Origin of the sequence: Novosphingobium aeonii, assembly GCF_052279045.1 — a bacterium.
Lineage (GTDB): Bacteria > Pseudomonadota > Alphaproteobacteria > Sphingomonadales > Sphingomonadaceae > Novosphingobium.
In genome coordinates this window covers 1,558,123-1,575,355 of sequence record NZ_CP176833.1, presented here as the reverse complement: position 1 = coordinate 1,575,355, position 17,233 = coordinate 1,558,123, and the positions used below count along the sequence as shown (strand labels likewise).

The window sequence follows — 17,233 nt, the reverse complement described above, 5'->3', positions numbered from 1 at the left end:
ATCGGAGGCAAGCAGTGGAAATGCGGCCTGCGATTTCATTGTTGGTGCTTATGGCGATCAGCGGATGCAGCCATCCTGCCGATCGCTACGCGAAAAGATTTGTTGAGTGGGACGCGCGTTCTGATGCCGAGAATGTTGCCGGTGCGGGATGCAATAACGAGTATAAGCTGATTCCTGGCCGATCTGGCTTGCTCGCGGAGGACTATGAGTGCCTGACCACGTCGTTAGGATCGGTGGCGCGCTGGCGTCGTCTGTCTGAAACAGATCTGGGGCCGCGCTTTATCGATCTCTCCTCAGCACAGCGGAATGGCGACGTTGCATCCGTCGACACCGAGTTGAGGATGGAACCCGTTATAAAGCGACGCGAACACTTCGATTGCGCTAGGCGGATGATGCTCGTCGACACCTATATCGTGACGGATTTGCACGACCCCAAACTTGTCCCATCAGGTCAAGATTGGACGCCAGTTACTCAAACTGGAGACGGCGTAACGATCTGGAAATTGCATGCGGCAACGATCAGACCATGACCACCATTAGGTCCGTCACCCGATAATTGGTGGCCTCATCTCAAGTTACTCGATCCGTTGCCTTCCACGCCCAAGGCAACAGTTCATCGATCCGGTTGATGGGATGGCCCTTGCCGATGCGATCGAGGACGTCAGCCAGCCATTCCTGCGGATTGACGCCGTTGAGTTTGGCCGTCTCCAGAAGCGAATACATCGCGGCGGCGCGCTCACCGCCGCAATCGGCGCCTGCAAAAAGCCAATTCTTCCTGCCGAGACATATACCTCGCAGCGCATTCTCCGCCGGATTGTTGTCGATCTCCAGCCTGCCGTCGTCGGTGTAGGCGAGCAGTTGCGGCTTCAGCTTAACCGCGTAGCGCAGGGCCTCGGCCAGCGGCGATCGGGCTGAGGCTCTGGAAAGCACCTCTTCAGCCCAGGCGAAGAAATCCAGCGCCTTGAGCTTCGAAAGCTTCCGAGCCTTGCGACGAAAATCCGCGGGTTCGCGCACGATCTGCCGCTCGACGTCGTAAAGCTCACCGATCATCTGCAGCCCATCGAGCGCAGCCGAGTTCGGGTCTACTTTGTAGACATCGTTCAGCTTGCGCCGGGTATGGGCCCAACACGCAACCGGCGTGATCGGCGCGGGCTGGCGGTCACTCGCGTAGAGACGCTCGAAACCGGCATAGGCATCCGCCTGCAGGAAGCCTGCAAAGGTCTTGAGATGCTCGCGCGGTCGCTCGCCCTTGCGATCCGGGCTGTAGCGGAACAGCGCTGCCGGTTTGTCCAGATGGCTCCATCGTCGGTTATCGCGGAGATACACCCATAGCCTCCCGGTTGCCGTCTTCCCGGTCCCCGGCGCCAGCACCGGGACGGGTGTGTCGTCGGCGTGGAGCTTCACGCTGGCCATGACGTGATCGGCGATCCGATCGACCAGCGGTTGCAGCAACCAGCTTGCCTGCCCCAGCCAGTCCGCCATCGTCGAACGGCTGATCTCGACGCCCTCGCGGGCGTAGATATGCGACTGGCGGTATAACGGCAGGTGATCGGCGAACTTGGAGACGATGACGTGGGCCAGTAGGCCGGGGCCGGCACGGCCGCGCGGTACGGGAAGCGCCGGAGCCGGGGCTTGGCTGATTACATCGCAGCGGTTGCAGGACAGCTTGGGGCGGACATGACGGACGACGCGGAAGCGACCTGGGACATACTCCAGCACTTCGGTCACGTCCTCGCCGAGCTTGCCCATTGTGCCCCCACAGGCGGAGCAGCCGTCGGCATCCGGCGCTGCGTGCATAACCTCGTCGCGAGGAAGATGGTCGGGCAGCGGAGCACGGCGAGGCTTGCGAGGGGTAACCTTTGCCGGGGCATCGTCGGGCACATGGCCTTCGATCACACACTCAGCATGGGCATGTTCGGCCTCGAGGTCCTCCAGCGTCAGTTCGAGCTGATCGGCCTGTAGCGCAAGGCGCTCCGAAGACTGGCCGAACTTCATGCGCCGAAGGCGGGCCAGCTGGACCTTGAACTTCTCGATCTGGAGCGCCGTCAGCTTGATCGAGTTCTGGGCCGTCTCGAGCTTCTCGCGGGTCGCGTCATGGGCCGCCCGTTCGGCTTCCAGCGCCTGCTCCGAAGCCGCCAGACGTGCGCGCATCGCCTCGGCAAAAGCGCGCAGTTCTGCGGGATCCACAGGGAGTTCGAGATCGTCGGGAGACACGCTTCCTGTTAGCAGAATCCGGCCTTCCGCCCAAGCAGAAAGCCCGGAAATGCGACGATTATCGCGTCAAATCTGCACCGGCAGGCGAGGCGGATCGGGGGGCACCGTGCGCCGCCAATCCATTGATTCGATCAGCAGCGCAAACTGGGCTGGGGTCAGCACGACACCGCCCTCGATGAGCGGCGGCCAGACGAAACGGCTGCGTTCCAAACGCTTGGCGAACAGGCAAAGCCCGGTCCCATCCCAATGCAGCGCATTCAGGTAGTTGCCGCTCTTGCTCCGGAACAGGAAGACATGGCCCCCGTAGGGCTCGACCGCGAACAGGGGGCGGACCAATGCCGCCAGCCCGTCGAAGCCGAGCCGCATGCTGACCGGCTTGCTTGCCAAGTAGACCTTAGTCCCGGGCGCTAGCGAAATCACGACACGTCCCGGAATGCCCGTAGCACGCGGGCCAATGCCTTCTCGTTGACGTAGCTGTCCACCGACAGGTGAACGCCGCTGGGCAGGTCTATATCTATGGCGCCGGGGCGGGTGCCGGGATGTGGGCGGATCAGTTCCTCCGGCGCGGACGGCATCGACGACGAAACAGGTCGCTGGGCCTTCTGAGGCTCTGACACCGCTGGCGCAGTGACCGGCCCCGTTGTTATGATCGCTCCATAAGGAATGAACTCGAGCGCTTCACTGGCGATGGCTGCTGCCTGACGACGCGCCGATCGCCAGTTGTAAATTAGGCTCTCGGCAATCTCGTGGCGCTCTGCGACCTGACGGACCGATACTCCGTCTGCATCTGCCTCGACGAGGATCGCCGCCTTCTCGGCATCCGAAAACTTCCTGCGCCGATCGGTGCGCGCGATGATCTCCACTCGATCCTTCACTTGGCCTCCTTCTGGAGTCCAGAAAGAGACTCCTTAGCGGAGGTCCGTCAGCGCCAAGCCTGAATGCCGCAACACGCGGGAGGCCGTACGCTTACGGGCCAGACGGATCAGGTCATCATCTGCCAGCGGGAGGGTAAGTTGATCGACTGCCATCGGAAATCCATTCGCGACTCATCGTCCGAACTGGATAGCATGTTCCATGTTTGTTCTAACCCCGCTATCAGGAAGCGGCACGCGATAATCGTGCTAAATCCTTCGGATAACGCCGAAGAATTTGTTGGGACGCGATCGCGGTCTGAGCGACACTCCCTGTATGTGCAATTTGTACCGCATGACGATGCCCGCCGACGCGGTGGCTGGATTGTTCCACGCCCAGAGCGCCATCGCGCCCAATTTCGCGGCCGAGGTTTATCCGGGATATGCTGGCCTAGTCATCGCCGGGGAGACGGTGCGCGCCATGAACTGGGGGTTCCCGTTGGTGCTGAAAAGCAAGAAGACGGGAGCCCCGCTCAAACCCAAACCGGTCAACAACACGCGCGAGGACAAGCTGCACACGGGCTTCTGGCGAGACAGCTTTGCCAAGCGTCGCTGCCTGATCCCCGTCAGCGCATGGGCTGAAGCTGAGGGCGCGAAGGGCAACATGACACGCACCTGGTACTCGCTACCGGATGAGGAATTGTTTGCCGTCGCCGGCATCTGGCGGCCGACCGCCGAATGGGGTGATGCCTATTCCATGGTCATGGTCGACGGGTGCGAGCAGATGGCCGAGGTGCATGACCGGATGCCTACGATCCTGGCGCGCGAGAATTGGCGGCGCTGGACAGAAGGCACGCCCGAGGAGGCATTCGAGCTCTGCCGCGTCTATAGCTCGCCGTTGATTGTGGATCGGACGGCAGAGCCGTGGGTCAAGAAAGCTGGCGCGCAACCATCGCTTCCCGATTCGAGCGCTGCTTCAAATACACTCCTTTGACGTCACGTTCGCAGGACTGCGATTTAATAGGCGCGGGCGAGGAATCGGCTTCAACTCCATTCTATTGCAGAAGCTCTGTATCCTGTGATTTTGTATGAAAATGGCACTTATCGCACTCAAGCAATTGAGATATATGGTTTGAAAAATCACTCATAACAGTATATCGATCGGGTACTTATTAGCCAATGAGAGGGGCTGTTTTGAACAAGACTGTCGTGATTCTCACTGCGATGGAAGAACTGCTCGCGAACGTAAAAAAGTCCGGGCATGATCCAGAACATTGGACACTCAGGCTTTCGGACTGGCTGAGAATAGTTAACTGCTATTACGACAAGTCGCTTTCCTGACCGGCCCCCACCGAGTGGTCCGGGTTGTTTGTTAGTGTAAGATTGCCTCCGGCGCCATGGCTGGCCGTAGGTGCAGCGTAGCGGAACCGGAGGGCAGCCATGGCGCCGTCGCCGTCTCCGGGGCCGGCGGTCGATACCCCAGCGAACTATGAGGCCTGACGGTGTTGTAGTGCCGCCGCCAGGCCTCGATCAGGATCTTCGCCTCGGCCAAGGTGTAGAAGATCTCCCCGTTCAAGAGCTCATCACGCATCGAGCCGTTGAAGGACTCACAGTAGCCATTTTCCCATGGGCTGCCGGGTGTAATGTAGAGCGTTTTCACGCCGATCTTCGCCAGCCATTGCTGCACGGCATTGGCGATAAATTCAGGGCCATTGTCTGACCGTATGTGCGCCGGCGGCCCCCGTGTGACGAACAACTCGGCGAGAGTCGCCAGCACGTCCTCGCTGCGCAGCCGTCGCGCGATGGGTAAGGCGAGGCACTCGCGGCTGGCCTCGTCGATGATCGACAGGATGCGGAACTTGCGGCCATCATGTGTGCGTCCCTCGACGAAGTCGTAAGACCACACATGGCCCGGATATTCCGGTCGCAGGCGGATACATGATCCGTCGTTGAGCCAGAGCCTTCCACGCTTCGGTTGCTTCTGCGGCACCTTGAGCCCTTCACGGCGCCAGATGCGCTCCACCCGTTTGCGGTTCACATGCCAACCGGCATCGCGCAGCAAGGCCGTCACCCGGCGATAGCCATAGCGGCCATACTGCCGGGCAAGCGCGATGATATCCTCGGTCAGGGCTGCTTCGTCATCCGCCCCACGCGGCGTTTTGCGCTGCGTCGATCGATGTTGCCCGAGCACGCGGCAGACCCGCCGCTCGGACACCGGCATCATGCCCCGGATATGATCGATACAGCGCCTGCGGCGCGCGGGGCTCAGAAGTTTCCCCGCGAGGCCTCCTGTAGGATCAACTTGTCCAGCGTCAGATCTGACACCGCCCGCCGCAACCGAGCGTTTTCCTTCTCAAGCTCTTTCATGCGCCGAGCCTGGTCCATCTTCAGGCCGCCATACTCCTTGCGCCAGCGGTAGTAGCTCTGCTCGGTGACGCCGATCCGGCGACACGCATCCGCCACCGTTCCGCCCTGCGCCAGCACGATCTCCGCTTCACGCAGCTTGCCGATGATCTCTTCCGGCTTGTGCTTCCTCGCCATTCAAGTCCTCCTTCGTGGCCAAATCTAAAACAGATTTTGGGCCACTCAGAAGGGGGCAGATCAGTGGTGGTCGCGAAGCGTGACATCGTCTCACGGTGGGAAGATTGACGCTTGCAACCCTCGGGAGGTCGCCGTGGCGACTGAGAACGTGTGAAAGCGCGCCGAAAAGGCGGTGCGCCTGACGCTTTGGCTCATGCCAGTTCCGGACCAAACTCACCGGTGCGCGGCGTAAGAGCAAATGGTCCGCCAGCAGTTCGCCCGTCATCCCACGGCTTGGCTTCGGATAGTTTGCTCGCAAGGAGCACGGTCGATGGCGTTCGCTCTTCTCGTGCTGGCTCATCCGTATACCCGAAAGACGCATATTCATCGGCCGAGGCGGCAAGCGCCCCGCTGGCGGCGCTGTGCCAGGGCCAGCACGTCACGCAAAAGGAAAGCCGCGGTCCAAGGCTGGCCTGCTGGCAAGTGAATGCTTCGCTCTGTCTTCTTAGATCCGGACTCTCGCAGCCGGTATCCATTGTCGCCGTCGCCGACGTATGCCGCCTTTCGCTATGCTATTTCATAAGGGCTTTCACCGAGACGATAGGGACATCGCCCTATGCGTGGCTGCTCGAACGGCGCATCGAGAAATCGTGTACGCTCATGCAGGAGACCACGCTGCCACTCGCGCAAATTGCATTGGAGTGCGGCTTTGGCGACCAAAGTCATCTGACGAAAGCGTTCGCGAAGCGAGTAGGAATGACGCCTGGGCGCTGGCGGCACGCTTCGGAAAGGGCAAGGCAACTGGCGAGCAACCGGGACGGGAGAGCATGACCGATACGGTCCGGCGATCGATGCGTGCGGCCCTTGTTTGGCCCGCGGCATACGGTCAATCCGGATGCATTACTGGTCACCTCCTGGCTGTGGCCTGCTAGGTGTCTGGTTGCGACACATCATTGGCATAAAATAAGATATCGTCGACTTGCACCATAAGATCGTCGGGTGCCGATGGCTTGTAAAGAGGATTGGCGAGCGCGGGTCTCAGCCCGATCCGTTCTCCTACCCTCTGGCGCGGTGAGCTGCCTTGGAGCACGCGTTGTCGTCGTCGATTGTAAGCGCGGTTGAAGCTGGTCAGCAGGATTTCGAGATCGGCGTGGCCGGCAACATTGATTCCCAATACCTCGCTGGCAATACGGCCATTGAAGCGTTCGACCATACCGTTGGTTTGCGGCGTATAAGGCTTTGTCGTGCGATGAATGACTTTGAGCTGCGCGCAGGCGCGTTCAAAATCATCAGCTGTGAAGCAGGATCCCCGGTCCGTCAGGACCTGGGTGATGCGGAACGGGAAGGCCTTTCTGGCAGCCTTGAAGAAGGTGATGGCATTTGCGGCATTTTCGGCGTCGTAGACGCCGAGATAGACGAACCGTGAGCAGCGATCGATGGCCACATACAGGAAGCGCTTGCGGATCTCGCCGTCCGCGGTGCGCAGCTTGGGCAGATGTTTTACATCGATGTGCACGAAACCCAGATCATAGTCTTTGAAACTGCCTTGCCCTTTACGCGGCTGCACTGCAGGCTTGGGCGGGCGGCGGTTGAGCCCCTCAGCCTTGAGTACTCGATAGATGCTGTCGCGATTGAGGTGCGGCAGAAAGTGGCGAAGCACGAAGGTGAGATCATCCAGGGGGAAACCAGTGGCCCGACGTACCGCGCAGATAATCGCGCGTTCTTCCCCGCTCATGCGCCACGCCAGTCGTTTGGGCCGGCTCGAGCGATCCTGGACCGCCTGGTCTCCACGTTTGCGCCACTTGCGCACGGTTTCGTCGCTGATGCCATAGCGCTTGGCCACATGCTGGCAGGCTCAACCGAACGAGCAATTTCCGCGCGTACAGCAGGTGTGGTCCGGGCTTGGGGATGTATTTGCACCATCACGAAACCTCATCAGCAAGAGCGGAAAAGCGCCACGCGTGATCTGCGATGGCCCCATTTACCATGTCCCAATGATGTGTCGCAACCAGACAGCTAGGTGGCGAGACCTGGGACTGTTCGCTCATTAAATCAGATGGATAGCATGGCGGGCCCACACTTCGGGCCGCTGGCCCGACTGCATTCGATACCACCTGCGGCTGCTCACACCTCGTTCCATGACGGCTATCGAAGAGTATCGGCATTCGGTTTGAGTGGGCTTGGCACGCATATTAATTCTCATGGCGCGATGAGATCAATCGATTTTATCCGGTTTGTGGTTTGTGTCTGTGGCGTTCAAAATCGCTATTCATAATTGTCTCGTATTAATTCATAATAACGTGGGGCGATTCGGGGGGTGACATGACGAACATGTACGCATCGATAAGGCGTAACTTCTACAACGACGAGGCCGGGGCGAAGCATTGTGCTGAACGCCTGCTTGCGATTCGGGCGCGACAAGCGCAGCTACGCGAACGCAAGCGCGATTCCTCGCTGCTGCTTGCGACTTGGAACATCCGCGATTTCGATTCGAACAAGTTCGGTTACGGCCCGCGGCGGGAGGAAAGCCTCTACTACATCGCGGAAATGATCTCCTGCTTCGATCTGGTTGCCGTGCAGGAAGTCAATCGGGATCTGACCGCGTGGCAGAAGGTCATGGCGATCCTCGGCCGCGAATGGGATTTCATTGCGACCGACACGACCGAAGGTTCGGGCGGGAACGACGAGCGCATGGTGTTCGTCTACAACACCGAGAAGGTCTGGTTCCGCAAGATCGCGGGTGAGATTGTGCTGCCCAAGGGGCAGCAGGTCGTAGCGCCCAAGAAGGTCGAGAAAACCGGGGGCGACGAGCAAACGGAGGAGAGCGAGCAGCTTCAGTTCGCCCGCAGTCCGTTCCTCGTGGCCTTTCAGTCGGGCTGGTTTCGCTTCAGCCTGTGCACCGCGCATCTGTATTACGGCGCCGCCTCTGGTCCGGCGCTCGAGCGCAGGATCGACGAGATCGGGAAGATGGTGAAGTTTCTGGCCGATCGGCAGAATAGCGAGAGCAAGCAGGAACAGGACCGGCACGGCGCGGTCGAGAACTATATCGTGCTCGGGGACTTCAACGTCGTCAGTCCCAAGCACAGGACCATGGAGGCCCTCAAATCCAATGGTTTCGTTGTCCCTCCGCAAATCGATGGCGATGTCGTGCGCAAGGCGGGGGACCATTTCTACGACCAGATCGCCGTGCGCGTGAAGGATCCGCGCTTCAAGGTGATTACCGGCGGCATGCTGCACATGTACGAGGACGTTTTCCGCGACGAGGACTTTGATTACTATAGGCAGTTTCTTCCGGCGAAGGACCCCGAGGAAGGCGAATTCGAAGCCAAGACGCCCGAGAAGATCTATGCCAAGTGGCGTACGTGGCAGATGTCGGATCACCATCCCTTGTGGATCGAGATCGCTACCGATTTCAGTGACAGCTATCTGCAGAATATCGCCGACAACGGCCTGGTTCGGCTCGGATGATCGGACGCCGGCTGCACGGTGCCGGGCATTGCGGGCCCCGAACCGGGCCACGCGGATCGACAGAGTAGGAAGCGTGGATAGGCTCTTATTGCTGGATTCTCACTATGGAAGTCGAAAGGACGGATGAACGGCAAGCAGCAACCCATGCGCTGATCATCAGCGTAGGCGGCTATCGTTCGCTACCCGGTTTGCAACTGCAATCTGCCGGCGCATCTGCAAGCGCATTGTCCGACTGGTTCCAGAAGCAATTTCGCAATGTCACGGCGCCGCTCGGGTCGATCGAAACACTTGCTTCCCAGGATGGCCTGCTAGACAGCGAATGGCCGGCGCCAACGATCAAGAACATCCGCCGCAGCGTCGAGAAATGGGTCTACAGCGTTCGCAGCCATCCCGGCAACATAGCCTTTCTCTACTTTGGCGGACATACGCCCGACGTCAATGGTGACACCTTGCTGCTCGCGGATGACGTCTCGCTTGGCAGGCGGGACGGCGACTATCCTGATGAAACTTCGGCGCCATCGTTTCAGTCTGAGAGCACCAGTGCAGCCTTGTCGCTTAACAATTTGCTTGAGGCTTTGGACGGCGCTGAATGCCGCGGGCAGCTCGTTATCGTCGACGGCTGCCGGGACATGCCAGGTAGACTGGACTATTCCGGTTTGCGTGCGGGGCCTCGCTTGCAGGTCTGGCGGGAACGGGCACTGTCACCGAGGCTCCTCATCTACGGTGCGGAACCGGGCGAGTTCACTTATGCGCCTGCAGGTGCACGGCCGTCTTTTCTCGTTCAGGCATTTCTCGATCAGATGAGAACCGCCGATCACGGGCTGGACAGTCAGGCAATCGCGCAAGGTGTCGTCGAGCGAACGGGCATCCTTGCAGCGCAGATGAAGGTCAAGCAGTTACCGAAGATCGACATGCGCGGCAATTTCCCGTTCATCGCACCGGTCATTGATACCTTGCCGAACGAGGCGCCCATGCAACCGGCGAGCGGATCAGTCGCGTCCGTTGCGCACGAACCAGACCCCACAATACAGACAGAGGATTCGTTCGTTTCGCCTGTCTCCTCGCCGGCATCCGAACCGGCGCCTTCGTCGGTTGGGGCGTCGTCGGTGCCCCCAACGGTGTCTCCAGTGACTGGGCCTGAGGTAAATCAGGAACCATCAATCTTGCCCGAGTCCTCGGCGGGCTCGCCGCCTGTGCCTGCGCCGGCTTCGCCGCAGTCTTCCGCGCAGGACACGGCAGGACCGGTTGGCACGCCGCCACCGGACCTTGATTTCCTGGACGACGATGCGGAAGTCGATGACGATGCATTGGGTCGCGGCGGTATCGCCATTGTCCTTGCACGGCGCCTGCACATGATCTGGTGCAAGCTCAATCGGGATTGTGCGCGCTCGAAGACCCGGGCCTCGTTCGTGCTCCATCTCGATGCGCCGTGGGGCGGGGGCAAGACTACCTTCGCGAACTTCATCGCGCGCGTCCTCAATCCCTACGGATACGGCGGTACGCCGGCCGGCTTCCTGCGCGCCCGCTCTGCCGACGAGGCTGCAATCGGGCGCATGTTTTACGAGAAGATCGCTTTGACGGCGGCGGAGAAGCGCCCCTGGATAATCGTCGAATACAACGCATGGCAAAGCGAGCATATTTCCCCGCCCTGGTGGGCCTTCTACCAGGTCATTCGCCACACTTGTTTCGATGCAGTGCGCAAGGGCGATGCCAGTCCAGAAAAAGCTGGCGGGCAATCGAGGCGTTGGGCTGCATTGAAGAGATGGGGCGGGTTGACTTGCGAGTGGCTTTGGCTCTGGATCCGGGAGCTTGGTTGGCGTCTGTGGACGCCCAAGCTGATACTCCCGCTAACGACCTTCCTCCTTGTTCTGGCGTTGAACCTGGGGCTGCAATGGTGGGGTGCTGCCGGTGTCGGGGCGAAATCGTCCGAGAAGATTATTGGCCCGGTGCCTGATAATTTTGCAGGATGGCTCCTGCTCGCCTCGGGCGGCCTGACGGCTCTGGGCGGAGCGCTATCGCTGCTCGTGGGCTCGCTGGCGCCCGGCGTGGACCCGCTGGCCGAAAGACTGAGCCTTGGCCAAAGCGATCCGCTCGAGCGCTTCAGACGCCACTTTCACAAGACGATGGTCCGTATGGGGCGACCAATCCTGGTCGTCGTCGACGATCTCGACCGCTGCAAGCCAGACGTCATCGTCGATCTCGTTCGCGGCATGCGCACTATCCTTCGCAGTCCGCGCGTCGTCTTCCTGATCCTTGGCGATCGCGAGTGGCTGGAGCGCGCTTTCGAGGCGAAGCACGGTGAGATGCTGGAGGTGTCCGGCAGTGCGGAACAGAGCATAGGCGCGCGTTTCGTAGAAAAGGCCATCCAACTGAGCTACCTCCTGCCCGGTCTCGACCCTCAGGTGCAGGTGACTTATGTCGGCGGCCTTCTCGATGGCGCGCAAGGAATTGGGCCGGCCGCTCAAGCCCTGAAGGCCGCTGCGCGTGATGCCGAGATCGCGTTGCGTGTGAAAGTTCGGGAGGAAACAGAAAAGGATCCCACTATCGTCTTCGAAGCCGAGACACTGCGCGATCGTATCAAATCCGAATGGCTTGAAGCCTCGACGGTTATGGATCAGGTTCGCCAGCGAGCGGAAGCGGGTGTCGTGACTGGTGCTGGAGCGGGCGCTTCTGCAGCGACATCAGCAGTCAGCGCAGAAGATGCCGCAAACCAGGCGGTCGGACGGATCATCAACGATGAACTGGCTATCGCTGTTGCGGCCACGCCGGATGTCGATAAGGTGACTGCGAGGCGCCTCGTTGCGCTCGCCCCCTGGCTTCCTGCCAATCCGCGTCAGATCAAGCGGATCATCAACTCCTTCGCCATTCACCATGCCGCTGCCCTCCAGCATCCGACTTACTCGACAACGGGGGACGGCTGGTTCCGGCTGGCGACCTGGGTCGTGCTCATGGTCGAGTGGCCCACGACGTGGCGTTTGCTCGCATCCTGTCCCGAGCTTGCCGACATGCTTGCGCAAGAGGATCCCTCCGCTACCGTCAAGGCCTGCACTACCGCGCAATTGCCGGGCTCGTTCGAAGCGACCTTGAAAGAGCTTCAGAGAATGAAGACCGACGACCGGTTGATGGGGCTTGTCGGCGGGCAATTTGCCGGGGGTGTGCGTCTCGACAAGGCCGCCGTTGTAGAGCTGCTGAAGTTGACCCCGCCTTATGCGCGCGCGCCGCGCTTGCCGGACCCTGCTCCTCCCAAGACCTGAACTCTCTGGGACCCGGGCTCTTTGGGTCCGAGCGTTTTGGGCCTGATCTCTGGGTGCTGAGACGCTTCCTGATGACCCGAAGCCATCGGGCGCCTCGCGCCTGAGGCGCGACCGCGCTCCATGCCGCACGCGGACGGGACAATGCCAGCGTGCAGGGCACCGAGCCCTTTCGGTCTCGGCCATTCGGTGAGGATCGCTGGCGCAGGATGCCGGTCCATCGTGATGGACCGGTGACGTAGACGCGCGCTTTCGCGCGCGGCGTCTTTTGGTGAGCCTCCCTCTCGGAGCGCGGGTGGGCTTGGCGCCCGTCTAGGCCCGCCGGCACCGCCTGCAAGCCGCACATGGGTGCGGCTCCTCCGACTTCGCTCCGGCCCCAAGGGGGGCAGGCGCTGCCCTGCAGCGGGCCTTGCGGTCACCCGTGCCGCCCACCCCCGCTCCGTCGGGGGAGGCCATGGTGGTTTTGGGGCGAGGTATGGAGGTGAGACATGCGCAGCAATCGCAAGGCTCCGTCATGCGCGGGGTCGCAATCGGGAGGCGCGCTATCGAAGGGCGCGGGCTCTGGTGCCGTGGGATCACGAGCCACAGGTCGGGGGACGAATCGGGCCTCGCTTTATGACGAGGTTACGGCCCGGATCATTGCCGAGCTCGAACAGGGGCGAGTGCCGTGGGTGCAGCCTTGGAGCGGCGAAACCGCTGGCGGGAGTTTTGGGGGACCGGTGACGGGGCTTGCAGTCAATTCCCTGACCCGGCGCGGGTATTCAGGCATAAACGTGCGGATCCTGTGGGGCGCAGTCATCGCGGGCGGCTGGGCCTCGCAAGGCCGATGGAAGCTGGCGTATTTCGTCCGAACATCTCGAAGTAGCAGAACGCTTCGAGCAGCGCGATGTCACTTCCCGGCCCGTCGCTATCGAGGTCCTGGGGGCGGGATCGTTGGAGCGGATGGCCGTGATGGAAGGGGCGACCTGGCTCGATCGCGAACTTGCATCACCCTCTGGACTGGCCATGCGCGATGCGGGTTTCGGCCGGGAAGTTCGTGCAGGTCTGGATCAGCGGCGCCAATGGCTGGTCGAGCAGGATCTGGCCGATGTTTCGCCGAGTGGTATCAGATTGCGGCAGAATGCTCTGGCGTTGCTTCAGCGGCGCGAATTGCTGCGGATCGCAGAGCGTCTTTCAATAGAGCTTGGGAAGGATTTCTCGGAGGCGAAGACCAGCGATTGGATTGAAGGCAAGGTGAGCCGCCGGATCGATGGCATTTCGGGGCGCTTCGCGCTTATAGAGCGAAGCCACGAATTCACCCTGGTTCCATGGCGGCCCGTGCTCGAAAAGCAGCTTGGACAGCAGGCCGGCGGGATCATGCGCGAGGCTGGTATCAACTGGCAGTTTGGACGTGGTCGTTCCGGGCCGGAAATCTCGTGATCGGGGCTTGGCGGTGGAGGGGGGGCGTGGGCGCTGCTTATGCAAAGCGCCGCCAATCCGGGTGCATCCGCGGTCGCGCTTGCTGACGGGTGTTCTACATGCCCTCCATGAAAAGCGAACGTGCAGCACAACGTTATCGGCAGGCCGTGAATTTTGCGGGCAACAAGCAGGCCATTGAAAGGGCGGGGCAGGCCCTCATCAACGCGTTGTGGGCGGGGGGGCGTCCGACGTCCGAACGGAGGGACCGTTTCCATTGAAGACGTATATTGAAGCCGGTCTCCTGGCGGCGGCGCTTGCGCTTCCCTGGTTGGTGCGTCTGATCGCCTGAGTTTGGGCTACAGCGGCAATGACAACTGCGGTGAGGGTGCCGGCGGCTTGTCCATTTGGGACTTGTCGGACCATGGCTCGTCGGATGGCTCGCGCAGTAATTCCCGCTCCCATGGATTGCAGAGCCCGTGAGCGGCGGTTGGCGAGCCGTCGGTCCAGGTCTTCCAGTTTTCGCGGCGCAGGATCACTGGCATGCGGTCGTTGAGATCCAGCATGGCTTCATGCGCGGGAACCGTCATCATCGAGAAAACGTGCCCCCATTCGTCGCTACGACGCCAGATGCCTGCGACTGCGAAAATCTCCTCGCCGGGTAGCGAGAACCAGGTCCGGGTCATCTTTCCTTTTTTACCTTCCGGTTCGGCCCAGGCGTTTAGTGGAACGAGGCAGCGACGCCGCGCAAAGCTCCCGCGCCAGAATCTCGATCCAATCTTGTCCGCACGCGCATTGTAGATGGGGTGAGGCTTCAGCATCTCGCCGGTCACTTTGCTTGGATCGGTACGCGGGAAGCCCCAGGCCATCGCCCGGGCTTGGCTTTGCGAAATAACCAGGCCGGGGTCTGTCGGTGCCACCACCTCGAGATAATTGGCCCCGCTCGACGGCTCGGTGTCGAAAAGCGCGGCGATGGCGCTAGCAGGTGTCGTCAGGCGATAGAGGTTGCAGATGGGAGCATCCTTTCAAAACCATTCTACGCCCGCAGGCAGGTTCAACAAAGAGTGAGCAACACTTCTGAGGGCGGGCGCACGCCGATTCGCTCACTCGTTAGCCGCCACTGCCTGACGCTCTGTCCGAAACGTAAAGCAGTGGGGATCGGCGGCTCAAATTTTCGCAGCCTTATTGTCTGAATTCCGGGCCCTTTCCGTGTCCGCGCGTTGCGATGTTCGAGGCGCGGCGTTGACTCTTAGACGGAATAGAACAAAATAAGAACGAAAATTCCATCGCAGAGCCACAAGGAGGCCCTTCATGACGGAGCGAGGGTCGCCATCTCGCATTGATACCCTGCGCGCCCGGATCGCCGAGATCGAGGGCGGCGACAGGCGCGCGCGCGAGGTATTGCCCTTCGGGCTTGAAGCGCTCGATGCCAAGCTACCCGGCGGAGGGCTTGCGCTGGGTTCACTCCATGAAGTGGCCGGCGGCGCCCAGGGCGTGACCGACGGCGCAGCCGCAGCGCTGTTTGCCGCAGGCATCATGGCACGCGCCGAAGGCAAGATCCTCTGGTGCATGACCAAGGCCGATCTCTTCGCGCCGGCCATCGCCCTGGCCGGGCTCGATCCCGACCGTGTCATCTATCTCGAAGCACAGGACGAGACCTCGCTGCTCGCCTGCTTTGAAGAGGGGTTACGCCATGGCGGGCTTGGCGGTGTGGTTGCCGAGGTGGCGCGTCTTTCGATGCCGGTCTCTCGCCGCCTGCTCCTGGCTGCGGAGCAAAGCGGTTCGATCGGGATTGCGCTGCGCCGTTGGCGCAAGCGCGAGGATGCTGCTGATTTCGGGCAGCCGACGGCGGCCGCGACGCGCTGGCGGGTGACAGCGGTTCCGTCGGAAATCTTGCCGGTCCCCGGCGTCGGGCGGCCGCGCTGGTTCGTCGAGCTCATTCGGTGCCGGGCTGGTGAAAGCGCCGATTTTCTTCTGGAATCCTGCGATGCGACAGGTCGTCTCGCTCTTCCTGCCGACCTGGCCGATCGACCGGCTGCGGCGCAGGCTTGGGCGGCAAGCACCGCCGCCTGACGCGCCGCTGGTCCTGGCGGGCATGGAAGGGCGTCGCCGCGTGCTGACTTCGGTGAGCGCGCCTGCGCGCGCTCTCTGCCTGTACGTGGGCATGGCGGTGACCCAGGCGCAGGCGCTGGTGCCCGATCTGCTGATCATGGACGCCGACCGCGACGCAGACGATGAGGCGCTGGAGCGCCTCGCGGTCTGGTCGCTGCGCAAATACTCGCCGCTCATTGCGCTCGATCCGCCCGATGGCTTGATGCTCGACGTGACCGGGGCAACCCACAGTCACGGAGGAGCCAGGGGGCTGCTTGCCGACATGCTGCGCCGGCTCGTCGAAGTCGAGACCGCCGCGCGCGCCGTCTGCGCGCCGACCTACGGGGCTGCCCATGCGCTTGCCCGCTTTGGCGGCGAGATCTTGCGCCCCGAAGGACTTGCTGTCGTCGATCCGGCAGACTTTGTCGAAGCGGTTGCGCGGCTGCCGCTTGCGGCACTTCGCCTGGAGGCCAAGGCGATCGAAAGCCTCGCCGCGCTGGGCATCGAAACGATCGCGGAATTGGAGGCCATGCCGCGCGCTTCGCTCGCCTTGCGGTTCGGTTCCGATCCCGGCCGGCGGCTCGACCAGATCTATGGGAGGCTGCCTGAACCTTTCGAACCTGTCGAGGCGCCGCGTCAGATCGAAGTCGAGCGCCGTTTTGCCGAGCCGATCGGAGCCCCGGAGACGATCGCGCGCTACATCCGCAAACTGGTCGATGCGTTATGCGAATTGCTGGAGGAGGCAGGTCTCGGCGCGCGCCGGCTCGATCTTCGCTTCCACCGCGTCGACAATGCCGTTCAGGCCATCCGCGCCGGGCTTGCCAAGGCGAGCCGCGAGAAAAAGCAGATTGCCCGGCTGCTGTGCGACAGGATCGAAACCATAGATCCCGGCTTTGGCATCGAGCGCATGGTGCTGGCGGCGCCGGTGATCGAGCCGCTGGGCCTGCGGACCATGTCGAGCCTCGGCGACAAACCCGGTCCCGACGTATCCGCGCTCGTCGATATCCTCGGCAATCGGGTCGGGGAGCAGAGACTGTTCCGCATCGCCGCGCGCGAAAGCCATACCCCCGAGCGTTCGGTCATGCGTATTGCACCGATGGCGGATCCGACGCTTCTGCGCTGGCCCGAGCGCTGGCCGCGGCCGGTGCGGCTGTTTGCAAGGCCGGAGGCGATCGAGACGATGGCGCTTTTGCCGGACCATCCGCCTGTTCATTTCGTGTGGCGCGGCGTTCGCCGGCGCGTGAAGCGCGCCGATGGCCCCGAGCGCATCTACGGCGAATGGCATTTGAGCGAAGCGGAATGGCTGAGCGTGCGCGATTATTTCCTCGTCGAGGATGAGACCGGCGCACGTTACTGGGTCTTCCGGCAAGGCGATGGCGTGGATGCTGCGACCGGCGGGCAGGGCTGGTATTTACATGGACTGTTTGGGTGAGGTCATTGTCC

Annotated in this window: 13 protein-coding genes and 2 pseudogenes; 9 read left to right on the top strand and 6 right to left on the bottom strand. The window is 61.7% G+C overall.

Features of this window, described 5'->3' with window-relative positions; genetic code table 11:
- The first annotated feature begins 14 nt into the window (after window positions 1–14).
- Entirely contained in the window at window positions 15–530 is a 516-nt protein-coding gene (locus tag ACLIMP_RS22215; protein WP_443478382.1) for a hypothetical protein, read from the top strand.
- Between the two features lie 40 nt (window positions 531–570).
- On the opposite strand, the gene tnpC is transcribed toward ACLIMP_RS22215, so the two are convergent.
- The 3 genes from tnpC to tnpA form a co-directional block, all read right to left on the bottom strand.
- The gene (tnpC, locus tag ACLIMP_RS22210) at window positions 571–2,151 is read right to left on the bottom strand and encodes an IS66 family transposase (protein ID WP_443478917.1); all 1,581 of its coding nucleotides are present in this window, start codon (window positions 2,149–2,151) and stop codon (window positions 571–573) included.
- A gap of 129 nt (window positions 2,152–2,280) precedes the next feature.
- A complete protein-coding gene (gene tnpB / locus ACLIMP_RS22205) occupies window positions 2,281–2,601 on the bottom strand; it encodes an IS66 family insertion sequence element accessory protein TnpB (protein WP_443478381.1) in 321 nt (106 codons plus the stop codon).
- Between the two features lie 29 nt (window positions 2,602–2,630).
- Window positions 2,631–3,077, bottom strand: coding sequence for an IS66-like element accessory protein TnpA (tnpA, locus tag ACLIMP_RS22200; RefSeq protein ID WP_443478380.1), 447 nt, complete (start codon window positions 3,075–3,077; stop codon window positions 2,631–2,633).
- A gap of 325 nt (window positions 3,078–3,402) precedes the next feature.
- Between tnpA and ACLIMP_RS22195 the strand changes: the two genes are divergently transcribed.
- On the top strand, window positions 3,403–4,059 hold the full coding sequence (locus ACLIMP_RS22195) for an SOS response-associated peptidase (RefSeq protein ID WP_443478916.1): 657 nt from the start codon (window positions 3,403–3,405) through the stop codon (window positions 4,057–4,059).
- Window positions 4,060–4,437: 378 nt separating this feature from the next.
- Here ACLIMP_RS22195 and ACLIMP_RS22190 read toward each other — a convergent pair.
- Window positions 4,438–5,606, bottom strand: a protein-coding gene (locus tag ACLIMP_RS22190; protein ID WP_443478072.1) for an IS3 family transposase whose coding sequence is annotated in 2 segments (ribosomal slippage) — window positions 4,438–5,345 and window positions 5,345–5,606 — 1,170 coding nt in all. Because the reading frame shifts where the segments join, the coding sequence is not laid out codon by codon here.
- Window positions 5,607–5,756: 150 nt separating this feature from the next.
- Here ACLIMP_RS22190 and ACLIMP_RS22185 point away from each other — a divergent pair.
- Window positions 5,757–6,416: a helix-turn-helix domain-containing protein gene (locus ACLIMP_RS22185; protein WP_443478379.1), complete on the top strand. Its 660-nt coding sequence runs from the start codon at window positions 5,757–5,759 to the stop codon at window positions 6,414–6,416.
- A gap of 97 nt (window positions 6,417–6,513) precedes the next feature.
- Here the strand turns inward: ACLIMP_RS22185 and ACLIMP_RS22180 are convergent.
- Window positions 6,514–7,508, bottom strand: a pseudogene (locus tag ACLIMP_RS22180) (IS481 family transposase).
- A 399-nt stretch (window positions 7,509–7,907) separates the two neighbouring features.
- Between ACLIMP_RS22180 and ACLIMP_RS22175 the strand changes: the two are divergent.
- The 4 genes and pseudogenes from ACLIMP_RS22175 (at window position 7,908) to ACLIMP_RS22160 (ending at window position 13,723) form a co-directional block, all read left to right on the top strand.
- Window positions 7,908–9,053 (top strand): endonuclease/exonuclease/phosphatase family protein, encoded by a 1,146-nt coding sequence (locus ACLIMP_RS22175; protein WP_443478378.1) that lies wholly within the window; start codon window positions 7,908–7,910, stop codon window positions 9,051–9,053.
- A gap of 104 nt (window positions 9,054–9,157) precedes the next feature.
- On the top strand, window positions 9,158–12,307 hold the full coding sequence (locus ACLIMP_RS22170) for a P-loop NTPase fold protein (protein WP_443478377.1): 3,150 nt from the start codon (window positions 9,158–9,160) through the stop codon (window positions 12,305–12,307).
- 485 nt (window positions 12,308–12,792) lie between these two features.
- Window positions 12,793–13,113: pseudogene (locus ACLIMP_RS22165) on the top strand (ArdC-like ssDNA-binding domain-containing protein); the annotation flags it as partial.
- A gap of 31 nt (window positions 13,114–13,144) precedes the next feature.
- Complete coding sequence (locus ACLIMP_RS22160) at window positions 13,145–13,723, top strand: DUF3363 domain-containing protein (RefSeq protein WP_443478915.1); 579 nt, start codon at window positions 13,145–13,147, stop codon at window positions 13,721–13,723.
- Between the two features lie 335 nt (window positions 13,724–14,058).
- On the opposite strand, the gene ACLIMP_RS22155 is transcribed toward ACLIMP_RS22160, so the two are convergent.
- Window positions 14,059–14,712 (bottom strand): SOS response-associated peptidase, encoded by a 654-nt coding sequence (locus ACLIMP_RS22155; protein ID WP_443478914.1) that lies wholly within the window; start codon window positions 14,710–14,712, stop codon window positions 14,059–14,061.
- A 298-nt stretch (window positions 14,713–15,010) separates the two neighbouring features.
- Between ACLIMP_RS22155 and ACLIMP_RS22150 the strand changes: the two genes are divergently transcribed.
- Both ACLIMP_RS22150 and ACLIMP_RS22145 read left to right on the top strand, forming a co-directional pair.
- Window positions 15,011–15,772, top strand: a complete 762-nt coding sequence (locus ACLIMP_RS22150) for an ImuA family protein (protein WP_443478376.1) — start codon at window positions 15,011–15,013, stop codon at window positions 15,770–15,772.
- Window positions 15,687–17,222, top strand: coding sequence for a Y-family DNA polymerase (locus ACLIMP_RS22145; protein ID WP_443478375.1), 1,536 nt, complete (start codon window positions 15,687–15,689; stop codon window positions 17,220–17,222). Before ACLIMP_RS22150 ends, ACLIMP_RS22145 begins: the two co-directional genes overlap by 86 nt.
- The last annotated feature ends 11 nt before the right edge of the window (window positions 17,223–17,233 follow it).